The 13,904-nt window shown below is 67.9% G+C and carries 16 protein-coding genes; 9 read left to right on the plus strand and 7 right to left on the minus strand.

What is annotated here, in order from left to right; all coding sequences use genetic code 11:
* Positions 1-75: 75 nt before the first annotated feature.
* Both CLG85_RS00205 and CLG85_RS00210 read right to left on the minus strand, forming a co-directional pair.
* Complete coding sequence (locus CLG85_RS00205) at positions 76-1,584, minus strand: fumarate hydratase (RefSeq protein WP_095884484.1); 1,509 nt, start codon at positions 1,582-1,584, stop codon at positions 76-78.
* A 121-nt stretch (positions 1,585-1,705) separates the two neighbouring features.
* Positions 1,706-2,140 carry a MarR family winged helix-turn-helix transcriptional regulator gene (locus tag CLG85_RS00210; protein WP_176476763.1) on the minus strand — a complete coding sequence of 145 codons (435 nt, stop codon included), beginning with the start codon at positions 2,138-2,140 and terminating at the stop codon, positions 1,706-1,708.
* Between the two features lie 141 nt (positions 2,141-2,281).
* Here CLG85_RS00210 and CLG85_RS00215 point away from each other — a divergent pair, with 141 nt between their 5' ends.
* The 8 genes from CLG85_RS00215 (at position 2,282) to CLG85_RS00250 (ending at position 8,635) form a co-directional block, all read left to right on the plus strand.
* Positions 2,282-3,244 carry an AMP-binding protein gene (locus CLG85_RS00215; RefSeq protein WP_260348124.1) on the plus strand — a complete coding sequence of 321 codons (963 nt, stop codon included), beginning with the start codon at positions 2,282-2,284 and terminating at the stop codon, positions 3,242-3,244.
* Positions 3,141-3,983: an AMP-binding protein gene (locus CLG85_RS00220; protein ID WP_375796887.1), complete on the plus strand. Its 843-nt coding sequence runs from the start codon at positions 3,141-3,143 to the stop codon at positions 3,981-3,983. The genes CLG85_RS00215 and CLG85_RS00220 overlap by 104 nt, the downstream gene beginning before the upstream one ends.
* Entirely contained in the window at positions 3,980-4,180 is a 201-nt protein-coding gene (locus CLG85_RS00225) for an enoyl-CoA hydratase-related protein (protein ID WP_260348125.1), read from the plus strand. The genes CLG85_RS00220 and CLG85_RS00225 overlap by 4 nt, the downstream gene beginning before the upstream one ends.
* Before the next feature lie 176 nt (positions 4,181-4,356).
* The gene (locus CLG85_RS00230) at positions 4,357-4,794 is read left to right on the plus strand and encodes an enoyl-CoA hydratase-related protein (RefSeq protein ID WP_260348126.1); all 438 of its coding nucleotides are present in this window, start codon (positions 4,357-4,359) and stop codon (positions 4,792-4,794) included.
* Positions 4,791-5,693: an SDR family NAD(P)-dependent oxidoreductase gene (locus CLG85_RS00235; RefSeq protein WP_260348128.1), complete on the plus strand. Its 903-nt coding sequence runs from the start codon at positions 4,791-4,793 to the stop codon at positions 5,691-5,693. The genes CLG85_RS00230 and CLG85_RS00235 overlap by 4 nt, the downstream gene beginning before the upstream one ends.
* Before the next feature lie 42 nt (positions 5,694-5,735).
* Positions 5,736-6,755 (plus strand): TRAP transporter substrate-binding protein, encoded by a 1,020-nt coding sequence (locus CLG85_RS00240; protein WP_260348132.1) that lies wholly within the window; start codon positions 5,736-5,738, stop codon positions 6,753-6,755.
* Positions 6,756-6,804: 49 nt separating this feature from the next.
* Positions 6,805-7,350, plus strand: coding sequence for a TRAP transporter small permease (locus tag CLG85_RS00245; protein WP_260348133.1), 546 nt, complete (start codon positions 6,805-6,807; stop codon positions 7,348-7,350).
* Positions 7,343-8,635, plus strand: coding sequence for a TRAP transporter large permease (locus CLG85_RS00250; RefSeq protein ID WP_224849491.1), 1,293 nt, complete (start codon positions 7,343-7,345; stop codon positions 8,633-8,635). The genes CLG85_RS00245 and CLG85_RS00250 overlap by 8 nt, the downstream gene beginning before the upstream one ends.
* Before the next feature lie 34 nt (positions 8,636-8,669).
* Here CLG85_RS00250 and CLG85_RS00255 read toward each other — a convergent pair whose 3' ends face one another.
* From CLG85_RS00255 to dctP, 5 genes are all read right to left on the minus strand, one after another.
* Positions 8,670-9,140, minus strand: a complete 471-nt coding sequence (locus CLG85_RS00255) for a DUF3237 domain-containing protein (RefSeq protein WP_095881690.1) — start codon at positions 9,138-9,140, stop codon at positions 8,670-8,672.
* 2 nt (positions 9,141-9,142) lie between these two features.
* Positions 9,143-10,075 carry an alpha/beta hydrolase gene (locus tag CLG85_RS00260; protein ID WP_260348134.1) on the minus strand — a complete coding sequence of 311 codons (933 nt, stop codon included), beginning with the start codon at positions 10,073-10,075 and terminating at the stop codon, positions 9,143-9,145.
* Positions 10,076-10,094: 19 nt separating this feature from the next.
* Positions 10,095-11,390: a TRAP transporter large permease gene (locus CLG85_RS00265; RefSeq protein ID WP_095883833.1), complete on the minus strand. Its 1,296-nt coding sequence runs from the start codon at positions 11,388-11,390 to the stop codon at positions 10,095-10,097.
* Positions 11,383-11,904: a TRAP transporter small permease gene (locus tag CLG85_RS00270; protein WP_095883832.1), complete on the minus strand. Its 522-nt coding sequence runs from the start codon at positions 11,902-11,904 to the stop codon at positions 11,383-11,385. The genes CLG85_RS00265 and CLG85_RS00270 overlap by 8 nt, the downstream gene beginning before the upstream one ends.
* Positions 11,905-11,985: 81 nt before the next feature.
* Positions 11,986-12,981: a TRAP transporter substrate-binding protein DctP gene (dctP, locus tag CLG85_RS00275; protein ID WP_176476696.1), complete on the minus strand. Its 996-nt coding sequence runs from the start codon at positions 12,979-12,981 to the stop codon at positions 11,986-11,988.
* Positions 12,982-13,175: 194 nt separating this feature from the next.
* On the opposite strand from dctP, the gene CLG85_RS00280 reads away from it, so the two are divergent.
* The gene (locus CLG85_RS00280; protein WP_095883830.1) at positions 13,176-13,901 is read left to right on the plus strand and encodes a TetR/AcrR family transcriptional regulator; all 726 of its coding nucleotides are present in this window, start codon (positions 13,176-13,178) and stop codon (positions 13,899-13,901) included.
* The last annotated feature ends 3 nt before the right edge of the window (positions 13,902-13,904 follow it).

The following is a 13,904-nucleotide window of genomic DNA, read 5'->3' on the forward strand; positions in this document are numbered from 1 at the left end:
TGCGGAAATACGGGTTTGTCATGGGGGCCATATGCTCAGTCTATGGCCCCCTCGGTTGACGTGCGGGGAGCGCTTTCAGGCCCCGGAGGCGGTGGGCTCCCGGCGCCAGCGCGCCGGGCCGAGGCGGTGCACCGACTGCCCGCTGCTGTCTACCGCCACGGTCACCGGCATGTCGCGGACCTCGAACTCGCGCACCGCCTCCATGCCCAGATCCTCGAAGGCAACCATGCGCGCGCCGTGGATCGCGCGGGACACCAGCACCGCCGCGCCGCCGACGGCGATGAGATAGGTGGCTCCGGCCTTGGCGATGCGCTCGACCGTATCCGACCCGCGCTCGGCCTTGCCGATCATCGACAGCAGCCCCTGATCGAGCATCATCTGCGTGTAGCCGTCCATCCGGGTCGAGGTGGTCGGCCCGGCGGGCCCGACGACCTCGGAGCCGACCGGGTCCACGGGGCCGACGTAGTAGATCACCCGGCCGCGCAACGAGAAGGGCAGCGCCTCGCCGCGCGCGAGGATCTCGCTGATCCGCCGGTGTGCGGCATCGCGTCCGGTGAGAATGTGTCCGCTCAGCAGCAGCGTCTCGCCGGGCTGCCAGTCGGCCATCTCCGCCTTGGTCAGCGTGTCGACGTTCACCCGGCGCAGGGTGCCTTCCGCCGCCCCGCCATCGATCTCGGGCCAGAGAGAGAGGTCGGGCGGATCGAGATAGACCGGCCCGGCGCCGGTGAGCGTGACCTTGGCGTGGCGGTTGGCGGCGCATTGCGGCATCAGCGCCACCGGCTTCGAGGCAGCGTGGGTCGGATAGGAGGAGACCTTGACGTCGACCACCGTGGTCAGCCCTCCGAGCCCCTGGGCCCCGATCCCGAGATCGTTGATCCGGTGGTAGAGCTCGATCCGCAGCTCCTCCTCGGCGGTGTCGGGGCCGCGCTCGATCAACTCGTGCATGTCGATCTCATCCATCAGCGCGCGCTTGGCGAGCAGCATGGCCTTCTCGGCGCTGCCGCCGACGCCGACCGAGATCACCCCGGGCGGGCACCAGCCCGCGCCGAGCCCCGCCACCGTCTCGACAACCCAGTCGGCGACCGGGGCGGCGGGATTGAGCATGGTGTAGCGCGCCTTGTTTTCCGAGCCGCCGCCCTTTGCTGCCACCATCAGCTCGAGCGTGTCACCAAGGCAGCTTTCCACGTGGGTCACGGCGGGTGTGTTGTCGCGGGTGTTGCGGCGCCCGAAGATCGGGTCGGCGACCATCGAGGCGCGCAGCGGGTTGCCCGCGTCGAGATAGGCAAGGCGAACGCCGTCATTGATGCACTGCTCAAGCGTGCGGTTGCCGGAGATTGTCGCCGACTGGCCGAGCCGGGCGAACACCGTGACCATGCCGGTGTCCTGGCAGACCGGCCGGTTGCCGAGGGCCGCCATCCGCGCGCTTTGCAGAATCTGGCCGATCGCGTCGCGGGCGGCGGGGCTTTCCTCGCGGCGGTAGGCGTCCGAGAGCCGCCGGATGTAGTCCGGCGCGTGATAGACCGCGATGTACTGAAGCGCCGCGCGGATTGTTTCGGTGATGTCCTCGCCTTTGATCGTGCTCATTTGGGCTCCCTCCCTTGCGCGGGCAAGAATGCGGCAGCGCGCGGCGATTTGCGAGGGGGTGAGCCAGAGCGCCGTCCTATGGCGGCGTGACCGGCACGCAATGGGTCACCGGGAGCCCGGGTCAGGACAGGTTGTCGATGAGTTTCTGCAGCACGCGCAGCCCGCTCGCGATCTCCTCCGGGCTCATGTCGCGGGTCATCTCTGCCTCGTAGCGCTGCGCCTCCTGCATGAGGCGGCCCACCACGTCCTCGCCCTGCGGCGTCAGCCACAGGCCGTTGGCGCGGCGGTCATATTTCGAGGGGCGCCGTTCGATCAGCCCCTCGGCGGAGAGCTGGTCAAGGATGGTCACGAAGCTCGATCGCGGCAGGGCCACCGCCTCGGCGATCCGGCTCTGAGGTTGGCCGGGGTGGGCACGGATCACCGACAGCAGCCCCAGATAGCGCGGCGCCCGCCCATAGTCGGTCAGCCGCTGCTCGAATCCGCGGAACGCGAGGATCTGCGCGAGCCGCAGCTTGTAGCCGAGGGTCTGCTCGGCCTCTCCCGCGTCGAGGCGCACCTGGCGATCTTGGCGGTCTGGGCTGGCGGACACCGGCACGGACATCCTCCGCGATTTTGTTTTACATCGAACAGTTCCATTACGTACAGTACCGCATGGACTTCGTCCATCCTGAGTCGACCCGGAGGGAGGAACGTGTCGATGGGAGTGACCGCCACAGGTCTGTCGCACTGGCTGCCCGAGGCGTCGGCTGCGCCGCTGCGCGAAACGACGCTGGGGGCCCTGCTGGCCGAGCGCGCCGCGGCGCTGCCGGAGCGCCCGGCGCTCATCTTCGATGATCCGCAGGCACAAGCAACATGGACCTACGCGCAGCTTGACGCCGAGGTCACGCGGCTCGCGAAGGCACTGCTGGGCCACGGGATCGCGCCGGGGCAACGCGTGGCGGTGATGGCCGCCAACTGCCCCGAGTGGGTGCTTCTCGAATATGCGCTGGGTCGGATCGGCGCGGTACTGGTGACGGTAAACCCGTCGTTCCGGCAGGGCGAGCTCGACTACCTGCTGCGGCAGGCGCGGGTCTCGGCGCTCTTCGTGGCGGGGGTCTTCCGGGGCTTCGATCTCGGGGCGATGCTGGCGGAGATGCTGCCCGGGCTCGACCATGGGCGCCCGGATGGCGGCTCGGCCTATCCTGATCTGAGGCTCGTCGTGCAAATCGGTGCGGCCCCGGTTCCGGGGGCGCTGCCTTTTGCAAAGTTTCTGGAGGAAGCGCCGACGGTCTCGGGCATCGCGCTCGCCGAGGCCGCGCAGGCTGTGCGCCCCGAGGACGTGCTGCAGATCCAGTATACGTCGGGAACCACCGGCAAACCCAAGGGGGCGATGCTCACCCACCGGGGCACGATCAACAACGCGCTGCTGGCGGCGCAGCGGGCCGGGTATCGCGAGACCGACGTGATGGTCTCGGCGATGCCGCTCTTTCACACCGCGGGCTGCGTGTGCAACGTGATGGGGATGCTGGCCGCTGGGGGGGTGCCTCGTTGTCATGGCCGATTTCGACGCGGGACGGCTGCTCGACCTCATCGAGCGCCACGGCGGGACGATCACCAACGGCGTGCCGACCATGTATATCCGCATGCTGCAGGACCCGAGGTTGATGGCCGGGGAGCGTGACCTTGCGCGCTGGCGGATCGCCTACACCGGGGGCACCTCGATCCCGCCGCAGGTGATGCTCGAGCTGCACGCCCGGGTCGGCTGCGAGCCGGTGATCATCATGGGGATGACCGAATGCAGCCCGATCATCACTCAGACGGTGCCCGAGGAGCCGCTGGACGCGCGGGTAAGGAGCGCAGGGGTGCCGCTGCCCCATGTCGAGATTCGCATTGTCGATCCGGCGAGTGGCGAGACCTGCCCCGTCGGCGCCGAGGGCGAGTTGCAGATCCGCGGCTTTCTGGTGACGGCGGGCTACTTCGACATGCCGGAACAGACCGGAGCGACGATCGATGCCGAGGGTTGGCTGAAGAGTGGCGATCTGGCGGTGATGGACGCGGAAGGGCACCTGCGCATCATCGGACGGATCAAGGACATGCTGATCCGCGGCGGCGAGAACATCTATCCCGTCGAGATAGAGGATTGGCTGATGCAGCACCCCGCCATTGCCGAGGCGCAGGTGGTCGGCGTGCCCGACCCGGAGTTCGGCGAGGAGATTTTCGCCTTCATCGTGCCGCGCTCGGGGCAGGCGCTGGACAGCGGCGTGCTGCGCGACTGGTGCCGGGCGCGGATCGCGCGCCACAAGGTGCCGCGCCACATCGCTTTCCTCGAGGCGACACCGAAGACCGCGAACGGCAAGGTGCGCAAGATCGACCTTCGGAAGATGGCCGAAGAGATTCTGGATAAGGATACGACTGCATGAGCGCCCCTCACCTGCTCGAAGAGCGCCGCGGCCCGGTGCTGCTGCTGACCCTGAACCGGCCCGAGGTGCGCAATGCGATCTCGCCGGAGATGGCCTGTCGGCTGGCCGATGCCTTTGTGGCCTTCGATGCGGACGACACGCTGCGGGTGGCGATCCTGACCGGGGCGGGGGAGCAGGCGTTTTGCGCGGGGGGGTGATCTGGGGCGGACGTTGCCGCTGCTGTCGGGGGATCGCCTGCCCGAGGACGACTGGGACCGGCGCTTCCTGGATGAGCCGGGGCTGCAGGATCGCTCGGCGCTGCGTCGTTCGCCGCCCGCCAAGCCGGTGATCGCGGCGATCAACGGGCTCTGCCTTGCGGGGGGGGATGGAGACCATGTTGGGCACCGACCTGCGGATCTGCGCGGAGGGTGCCGTCTTTGGCCTGCCCGAGGCGCGGCGCGGGGTCATCCCCTTTGCCGGGGCGCTGGTGCGGCTCTCCCGCCAGATCCCCGAGCCGGTGGCGCTGGAACTGCTGCTGACCGGGGGCACCATCGACGCCGCCCGCGCGCATGAGATCGGGCTGGTGAACCGGGTGGTACCGGGGGCCGAGGTGCTGGCGCGGGCGTTCGAGATGGCCGGGGCGCTGGCCGAGAACGGCCCGGTCTCGCTGCGCGAGATCAAACGGGTGGTGCGCGGCAGCTCGGGGCTGACGCTGGACGAGGGCTTTGTGCTGGAGGACGAGGCGAAGCGCGTCGTCATGGCCTCGGAGGACGCGCGCGAGGGCCCCCGCGCCTTCATGGAAAAGCGCAGGCCGAGGTTCGTGGGACGATGAGCGGAACGGGGAAAATCCGGCTCGACGGGCGCGTTGCGGTGGTGACCGGTGCCGGGCAGGGGATCGGGCGCGCGACGGCGCTCGCGCTGGCGGATGCGGGGGCCTCGGTGGTGGTCAACGACATCGACGCGGGAGCCGCAGAGGCGGTTGCGGGAGAAATCGGCCCGCACGCCGTGCCATGCGTCGCCGCGATCGGGACGGCGGAAGCGGCGGAAGCCTGTCTGGCGGTGGCGCTGGAGCGGTTCGGCAGGCTCGACGCCTTCGTCTGTAATGCGGGGATCCTGCGCGACCGGGTTCTCTGGAACACCTCCGACACGGATTTCGATGCGGTGATAGCCACGCATCTGCGCGGCACCTTCACCTGCGCCCGGGCCGCCGCGCGGCATTGGCGCGCGGCGGGGCAGGGCGGGCGGCTCATCCTCATGTCCTCGATCGCCGGGCAGCGCGGCAACTTCGGCCAGACCGCCTATTCGGCGGCCAAGGCGGGGATCGCCGCGATGGCGCGGACGTGGTCGATGGAACTCGCGCGCGCCGGGGTCACGGTGAACGCCGTGGTGCCGACGGCGCTCACCGCGATGACCGCCACCATCCCGGCCCTCAGCGAGCTCTCCGAGCAGGCGGCGCGGGGCGAGGCGCTGGACGACAGCGTCCGCCAGAAGATGGGGATCGGCGGGCCGGCGGACGTTGCGCCGCTGATCGTCTACCTTGCCTCCGAAGCCGCGGCGGGGGTTACCGGGCAATGTATCGGCATCGGCGGTGACCGGTTGAGCCTCTGGGCCCATCCAGTCGAGGCCGCACATGAAATCACGAAGGGCGGGTGGAGCGCGGACGGCATTGCCGCCGCGCTCGACGGAGGGCTCGCCGGGTCCCTGCAATCGGTTGGGATCGAGATGAACTGACGCCCCGGAGGAGGAACCCGGGCGCATTTTGGGAGGAAGACCATGAAGACCTTTATCATCGGAGCCGCAGCCACACTGGCTCTTGGCACCACCTGCGCGCAGGCGCAGAACGTCACGCTGCGGCTTGCGCATTGGCTGCCGCCGCAGCACGCGGTGCCGCAGACCGGCATGCAGGAGTGGATGGACTCGATCACCGCGGACTCGGGCGGCTCCATCACATTCGAGGTGTTCCCCGCGCAGCAGCTCGGCGCGGCGCCCGATCACTACGACATGACCCGCGACGGCATCGCTGACATCGGCTACGTGAATCCCGGTTACACTGCCGGGCGCTTCCCGATCTACGAGCTGGTCGGCGTGCCTTTCCTCGCCACCGACGGGCCGAACGCCGCCAAGGCGATCCACGAGTGGTACGCGGGCGATCATGCCGAGAAGGAGATGGGCGACGTCCACTTCTGCCTCGTCAATCCGCACGAGCCCGGTCGCTTCCACGGCAAGGCCGAGATCAAGGTCCCGGCGGACGTGAAGGGGCTCAACGTGCGCCCGGCGCATTCGACCATGGCGCGTTTTGTCAGCTCGCTTGGCGGAGCCTCGGTGCAGGTGCCCGCCCCCGAGGCGCGCGAGGCGCTGGCGCGCGGGACCGCCGACGCGGTGACCTTCCCCTACGAGGCGATGAAGGTCTTCAACGTGGCCGAGGAGACCAAGTTTCACAATGACATGCCGCTCTATCTCTCGGCGCAGGTGCTGCTGTTCAACAAGGACAGTTACGGCGGGCTGAGCGCCGAGCAGAAGGCGGTGATCGACGATCACTGCACGCCGGAATGGTCGAAGAAGTTCTCGGAAGGCTGGGCCGAGTACGACAAGGGTGTGCGTGAGGAGATCCTGAACAACCCCGAGCACACGGTCTACATGCCCACCGACGAGGAAGTCGCGCTCTGGCGCGAGGCGGCCATGCCGACGCTGGAGGCGTGGAAGGCGGATGTGTCGGCGGCGGGCTCGGACCCCGAGGCGGTTCTCGAGGGGCTGCGCGCGGCGCTCGACGCCAACGGCGTGCTCTACAAGTAAAGCAAACCGGGGGAGCGGGAGCGCTCCCCCCCTTCACTAGCGAGGCGCCATGGCTCGGCAACGACACGGCTCGGCGGACCGGGTGATCCTGTGGGTGGAGAGAACCGCCGCGGTGATGCTCGGGCTCGTCACGCTGCTCATCTTCGTCTCGGCGGTGGGACGGTATCTCTTTGCCGCGCCGCTGCCGGATTCCTTCGATCTCTCGCGGCTGACGCTGGCGATCGCGGTGATCTGGGGCTTTGCCTCGCTCGGTTACCGCGGCAGCCACATCAAGGTCGACATCCTGGCGCAGGCGGTCCGACCTGCGCTGCGGCGGTGGATGGATCTTGCCGCCTGGGCGATCCTGCTGGGCTTTACCGGGCTGCTGGTGTGGAAGCTGGGCGGGCGGGTGCTCTCGCAGCTCTCGGGCGGCGAGGTCACCATGGACCTGCGGCTGCCGCATTGGCCCTTCCTTGCGGCGATCCTGCTGGGCTTGATCGCGGCGCTCTTCACCACCGCGTTCCGGCTTTGGCGGATCTGGCGCCATGGCGAGGGGCTCGAATCCCATGAAGCCCCCTCCGAAGACACGGGTTCCGAGGTAGACAAGAATGAGTGAACGCGACCTGATCGCGGCGGGCGGCTTTGTGGTGCTGTTCCTGCTGATGCTGATCCGCGTGCCGATCGGCATCGCCATGGGGATCGTCGGGGTCGGCGGGTTCGGCATGGTGACCGGGCTGAAGCCGGCGCTGAACCTGCTGGCCACCTCGCCGCTGCGCACGGTGACGGACTTCAACCTGACGCTCATCCCCTTCTTCGTGCTAATGGGCGTGCTGGCCACCCGCTCGGGGATGAGCCGTGAGCTTTTCCGCGCCGCCAATGCCACGCTCGGCTCGTTCCGCGGCGGGCTCGGCATCGCCACGGTGGGAGCCTGCGCGGGCTTCGCGGCGATCTGCGGCTCGTCGGTGGCGACCGCCGCCACGATGACCGACATCGCCTACCCGGAGATGAAGCGCGCCGGCTACGGCGACGACGTGGCCACCGGGGTGATCGCCGCGGGCGGCACGCTCGGGATCCTGATCCCGCCGTCGGTGGTGCTGGCGGTCTACGGCTATATCACCGAACAAGACATCGGCAGCCTCTTCATCGCGGGCATCCTGCCGGGGCTGCTGGCGGTGCTGATGTACATGCTGACGGTGCGCTTCTGGTACGGGCCACGCCTGCCCGCGGGCGCGCCCTTCCGGACGGGTGAGGCGCTGCGGGCGCTGCGCGACGTCTGGGCGGTGGCGCTGCTTTTCATCGCGGTGATCCTGTCGATCTACCTCGGGATCGCCACGGCAACCGAGGCCGCTGCGGTCGGCGCGGTGCTGACGGCGGTCATCGGGCTTGCGCGCGGGCGGCTGGGGGCGGCCTCGCTGCTCGACTGCCTCGTCGGGGCGCTGCGCACTTCGGTGGCGATCTACACCATCCTGATAGGGGCGATCCTCTTCGGCTACTTCCTTGCGGTGACGCAGGTGCCGCAGAACATGACCCGCATGCTGATCGAGCTGGGGCTGGGGCGCTATGGCACGCTGGTGCTGATCATGGCGCTTTTCGTGGTGCTGGGTTGTTTTCTGGATGCCATGGCGATGATCATCCTGATGGTGCCCATCGTCTTTCCGGTGATCACCCAGCTCGGCTTCGATCCGATCTGGTTCGGCATCATCATCGTGATGACAGTGGAGCTGGGGCTGATCACCCCGCCGATCGGGATGAATGTCTTCGTGATCAACAGCATCGCCCGGCACGTCGGGCTCGGGACGATCTTCCGCGGAGTGCTGCCCTTCGTGCTGGTGGACCTCGTGCGTCTCGCGATCCTGATCCTCGTGCCGGGGCTGGTGCTGTTCCTGCCCAACTCGATGTAGGGCGATCGGGCCGGTCCTCATCGGGCCGGCGCGCTCAGAGGCAGCGGAAGACATCCACCGTGACGCCGCCCGGTTGCGGCGTCACGCGGCTGACGAAGAGGGTCTCCCGCAGCCATTGGTGCCGCCCATCGGGCGCGTCGAAGACCGGCGCGGCGCGGAAGTAATAGGCCCCAGGGTCGACGGGCTCGCCGACCCGAAGCGCGGCGCGGGTCTCGGGCAGGGCGACGCGCAGGCCGAAGTTGCGCACGTAGATGAGCGTGCCGTCCTCGGCCTCGAGCGAGTAATGCGCGTTGACCTCGGCGACGCCATCCGGGCGCTGCCACAGCCAGTCGTAGCCGCCGGGTAGCACCCTGCCGCGAAGCAACGGCCCAGAGACGGTGCCACCGGTGATCGGGATGTGCTTGCGCTCGCCGTTTTCGCCCGCGCCGTTGCTCAGCGGCGGCGAGATCGCGACCTCGATGGTGAAGACGTGCTCGAGCGCCGGGGGTAGTGGTGGAACGGGCACTCTCAGACCTCGGCGTAGCGGCGGCCGAGCCAGGCGGTCATTTCTGTCAGCTTGGTCCGGGTGTCCTCGCAGTATTCCATGGCGCGCAGGTAGCCGTGGATCAGCCCCTTGCCCGCGTCGAAGGTGACATCGACGCCTGCGGCACCCAGTTTTTCCGCATAGGCATAGCCGTCGTCGCGCAGGGGGTCGTGCTCGGCCACAGCGATGAAGGCCGGGGGCAGGTCGTCGTGGCTCTTCGCGTGCAGCGGCGCGGCGAGCGGGTGGGTGAGGTTCTCCTCGCTGCCGCAGTACATGAGGTTGGTCGCCCCCATGTGTTTCGTCTGGATCAGTGGGCCGTCGGCGTTCTCCTGGTAGGAAGGGTAGGCCATCTCGAAATGCACGCAGGGATAGACCAGCAGCTGTGCCATGGGCGCCGCCTCGGTGCCGCGCAGGCCGAGGCAGGCCGCCGCGGCAAGGTTGGCCCCGGCGCTGTCGCCGCCGATGGCGATGCGGGCGGGGTCGATGCCGAGGGTCTCGGCGTTGTCGCGGACCCAGCGGGCGACGTCCATCACCTCGTGGATGGCCTTGGGGAAGGGGTGTTCGGGCGCCAGCGCGTAATCGACGCTGATCACCGTCTGCCGGCCGGCGGCGGCGATGCGCGAGGTGATGTCGGCATGGGTCATCGGGCTGCCCTGCATCCAGGCGCCGCCGTGCATGTAGATGAGGCAGGGCTGTGCGCCGCTGCTCTCGTGGCGCTCGATACGCAGCAGCACGTTGCGACCTTCGGAGGTGACGAAGGCAGTCGAGAGCGCGATGCCCTCGGGCTGCGGCAGGCGCATCTTCTCGGCGATGTATTCGAAGAGCAGGCGGCGGTCGGTCACCGGGGCCGCGGCGGGAAGCACGGCCCAGGAGCTTTCCCAGGTTGCGAGGAAGGTCTTGATATCCGGATTGATCATTGAGGTCTCCTGGGAAGGATCAGCCCTGATAGCCTATGAGGCGGGGCAGGAAGAGGACGAAGTCGGGAACGAAGGTGATGATCCCGAGCGCGGCGAGCAGCGCGAGGATGAAGGGCCAGATGTCGCGCACGATGGCGCGCATCGGCTGGTTGGTGATCGAAGCGGTGATGAACAGCAGCAGCCCGTAGGGCGGGGTGATCAGCCCGAGCATCGCGTTGACCACCGCGATGACCCCGAAGTGCACCAGGTCGATGCCCATGGCCTGCACCGCGGGAACGAGGATCGGCACCACGATGAGCAGGATCGCCCCGCCTTCCAGCACGCAGCCGAGCAGCAGGATCAGGATGTTGATGACGATCAGGAAGCCGGTCTGCGACAGGTCGAGGCTGGTCAGCCAGCCGGCAAGCTTGGCGGGCACGTCCTCGCGGGTGATCACGTAGTTGAAGGTGATCGAGCCGGCGATGAGGATGCCGATGGAACCGGCCGAGCGGGCCCCGGCGCAGAGCGTGCTCCAGAAGGCGCGGAAGCTGACCGAGCGGTAGAGCAGGATCGAGATGATCAGCGCGTAGGCGGCGGCGACGGCGGCGGCCTCGGTCGGGGTGACGATGCCGCTGTAGATGCCGCCCAGCAGGATCACCGGCAGCATCAGCGCGGCGACCGCCTGCAGGGTGGCGCGGGGTAGCTCCGACAGGGGCACGGCCTCGTCGGTAGGGAAGTTGCGCTTGCGGGCGATGACATAGTTCATCAGCCCCATGACCAGCGCCATCAGCAGGCCGGGCGCCAGCCCGGCGGCAAAGAGGAAGCCCACCGACTGGTCGGCGACCAGCGCGTAGAGAACCATGGGGATCGAGGGCGGGATGATCGGGCCGATGGTGGCCGCTGCGGCGGTGATCGCGGCGGCGTAGCTCGGCGTGTATTTCCCATCGCGGGTCATCAGCCCGATGATGATCTTGCCCATGCCCACCGCGTCGGCCACCGCCGAGCCGGACATGCCGGAAAAGATCACCGAGGAGACCACGTTGACGTGGCCGAGCCCGCCGCGGAACCGCCCGACCAGCGCCTGGCAGAAGCGCAGCAGCCGATCGGCGAGGCTGCCGATGTTCATGATGTCGGCCGCGAGGATGAACAGCGGGATCGCGAGCAGCGTGTAGCCGTTGTAGAGCCCCTGCAGCAGTTGCTCGGAGGCAATCGAGGGGTCGTAGCCCTTGAGGATGAGATAGAGGAACGAGCCGCACATCATCGCGAGGCCCACCGACAGGCCGGTGATCGACAGCAGCACGATCAGCAGCATCGAGAGCGCGAAGGGGTCAGTCATAGTCATGGGTCTCCGGGTGGAGGTCGACTTCGTCGCGCGTGCGGTTGCCGGCAATTCCGCCCCAGGCGAGCAGCAGCATCCGGATGATCACGGCGACGTGGAAGGGGATGTAGATGCCGAAGACGAGGTCGAACGGCCAGCGCATGTAGGCGGTGCGCTCGATGGACATGAACTGCACGTAGTCCCAGGCCGCCGGCAGCGTGTAGGCGAAGATCGCGGCGCAGGTCAGACCGGCAAAGACGTCGAAGGTGCGGCGCACCCCGCGCGGCACCGCGCTGTAGACGATGTCGAGCCGGATCATGTCGCCGCTGCGGATCACGAAGGCGAAGCTGAAAAGGATGCCCCAGAGCCAGGCGATGGTCACCCATTCCACGGTCCAGCCCACCGGCAGGCCGAGGAAATAGCGGAACACTACCTGCAGGATGAAGACGGCGAACATACTGCCCAGGAGCAGCGCAGCGATGTGCTGGGGCAGGCGGCTCAGCCACTGCCAGAGAGAGTGGAGGGTTTGCATGGGGGATCCTATCCCGAGGCGCGGGGTGGCAGAGCGCTGGCTCTGCCACCCATGGTTGGTCTTACCGGGTGGTCAGTCGGCTCACTTGCCGACGGCGAGGATCGCGTCGACCAGCCCTTCCGGCCAGTCCGCCGAGTACTTCGAGTCCTGGTAGACCGCGATCACATGGGTCTGGAACGCCTCGTTGTCCGGCGTGTAGATGTCGAGACCATTGGCGGCCATGTCGGCCTCGAGTTCGGCCTCCTGGTCGAGCGTGATCTTGTCGAGCGCGGCCTCGAAGTTGTCGGCGCAGCCCTGCATCTTCTCCTGCTGCGCCTGGGTCAGCGAGTCCCACTTCTTCAGCGAGATGGTGAACTCGTTGGCGGCGATCAGATGCGCGGTCTTGCCGATGTGGTTGATCACCTCGTCGAACTTCATGCTGCGTGTCGCCGGGAACCCGTTGTCCTGACCGTCGATCGCGCCGGTCTGCAGCGCGGTATAGACCTCGGCGAAGGGCACCGGCACCGGGGTCGCGCCCATGGCGGTGCCGACGAACTGCCAGCCTTCGCCCGGCGGCATGCGCAGCTTGACGCCGTCGAGGTCCTCGGGAGTCATGATGCGCGCGTCGCCGACATAGCCGAGGTGGCGTGCGCCGATGTAGGGGAAGGAGAGGATCTTGACCTTCGCCCTGTCCTCGATCTCGGCCAGCATTTCGTCCAGCACGTCGGAATCGTAGACCGCGCGCATGTGCTCGTAGTCGCGGAACAGGAACGGCGTGCCCAGCAGCGAGGTCGAGGGCACCTGGTTGTAGAAATCGAAGATCGCGAGGTTGCCCATGTCAAGGTTGCCGCGCTGCATGGCGGTCAGCTCGGTGCCCAGCTTGAACAGCGTGGCGCCGTGGTAGGACTTGAACTCGAACTCGTCGCCGAGACAGGCGCCGAAGGCCTCGCGCAGCGTGGTGGTGCGGATGTCGTTCTCGGAGACGGTGTCCGAATAGATCAGCTCGACCTTGTCCGCGGCGCTGGCGGGCAGGGCGAGGGTGAGTGCCAGGGCCGAGGTGGCGATGCCACCGGCCAGAAATGCCTTCAGAGACGTCATGTGGTCCTCCCATCTGTACCGTTGCGCAGCGGCGCGCCTGTCGGCGTGCCAGCGGTCCTCCCGGGCGACGGCCCGCCGCCTCATCCGCTGCTTGTCATTTATGTACCTAGTGGTTCATTAACGTAAAGAGAGATGTTTCCGCCTTGTCACCACGGGCGCACCGGGAGAGAACCGGCAGGGGAGGACCAAGAGGCATGACGGCAGACGGCACCAAGACGACCGAGGGCAAGGCAAAGGCGCGCTCGGGGCGGCGCAAGCTGGCCGCGGATCAGGACACCGCCGCACTGGCCGAGCAGACGCGCGCCAATATCATCGCCGTTGCGACCCGCGAATTCGTCCGCCACGGTTTCGACGGGGCCAGCATCAACGAGATCGCCGCGGAGACCGCGACCTCGAAGCGCATGATCTACTACCATTTCGGCTCGAAGCTGGGGCTCTACCGGGCGGTGCTCGAGGCCGCCTACGAGCGGGTGGGACACCGGGACAACAGCGCGGAGACGCCAAAGGCCCCGGCGATGGACGCCCTGCGCAGCTACGCCGAGAACGCCTTCGAGCATTTTCACGCCAACGAGGATTTCGTGCGCCTCGTCATGGCCGAAAACCTCAACAACGGGGCCACGATCCGCGAGTCCGACTTCGTCCGCGCGCGCTCGGCGGCGAACCTCTCCTCGCTCGAGGCGATCTGGACGCGCGGCGTAACCGAGGGGACGATGCGCAAGAACATCCGCATCGTCGATCTCTATTTCGCGATCGTGGCCGTCTCCTTCCATGCCGTGTCGAACCGGATTTCCACCGGCATCTCGCTGGGCATGGACCTCACGTCCGAGGCGGAGATCGACTTCCGGCGCAGGTTGGTCGGCGATGTCGCCTGTCACTATGTCGCCCGGATTTCCGACGAGTCGCCGGACCGCACGACATAACCG

Origin of the sequence: Alloyangia mangrovi, assembly GCF_002300555.2 — a bacterium.
Classification (GTDB): domain Bacteria; phylum Pseudomonadota; class Alphaproteobacteria; order Rhodobacterales; family Rhodobacteraceae; genus Salipiger; species Salipiger mangrovi.

Bases quoted from the DNA above. Each gene is read 5' to 3' on its own strand.
- dctP (WP_176476696.1), bottom strand. From the start codon at position 12,981: ATGACGTCTCTGAAGGCATTTCTGGCCGGTGGCATCGCCACCTCGGCC.
- CLG85_RS00260 (WP_260348134.1), bottom strand. From the start codon at position 10,075: ATGATCAATCCGGATATCAAGACCTTCCTCGCAACCTGGGAAAGCTCC.
- CLG85_RS00250 (WP_224849491.1), top strand. From the start codon at position 7,343: ATGAGTGAACGCGACCTGATCGCGGCGGGCGGCTTTGTGGTGCTGTTC.
- CLG85_RS00240 (WP_260348132.1), top strand. From the start codon at position 5,736: ATGAAGACCTTTATCATCGGAGCCGCAGCCACACTGGCTCTTGGCACC.
- CLG85_RS00280 (WP_095883830.1), top strand. From the start codon at position 13,176: ATGACGGCAGACGGCACCAAGACGACCGAGGGCAAGGCAAAGGCGCGC.
- CLG85_RS00235 (WP_260348128.1), top strand. From the start codon at position 4,791: ATGAGCGGAACGGGGAAAATCCGGCTCGACGGGCGCGTTGCGGTGGTG.
- CLG85_RS00245 (WP_260348133.1), top strand. From the start codon at position 6,805: ATGGCTCGGCAACGACACGGCTCGGCGGACCGGGTGATCCTGTGGGTG.
- CLG85_RS00230 (WP_260348126.1), top strand. From the start codon at position 4,357: ATGTTGGGCACCGACCTGCGGATCTGCGCGGAGGGTGCCGTCTTTGGC.
- CLG85_RS00205 (WP_095884484.1), bottom strand. From the start codon at position 1,584: ATGAGCACGATCAAAGGCGAGGACATCACCGAAACAATCCGCGCGGCG.
- CLG85_RS00225 (WP_260348125.1), top strand. From the start codon at position 3,980: ATGAGCGCCCCTCACCTGCTCGAAGAGCGCCGCGGCCCGGTGCTGCTG.
- CLG85_RS00270 (WP_095883832.1), bottom strand. From the start codon at position 11,904: ATGCAAACCCTCCACTCTCTCTGGCAGTGGCTGAGCCGCCTGCCCCAG.
- CLG85_RS00265 (WP_095883833.1), bottom strand. From the start codon at position 11,390: ATGACTGACCCCTTCGCGCTCTCGATGCTGCTGATCGTGCTGCTGTCG.
- CLG85_RS00215 (WP_260348124.1), top strand. From the start codon at position 2,282: ATGGGAGTGACCGCCACAGGTCTGTCGCACTGGCTGCCCGAGGCGTCG.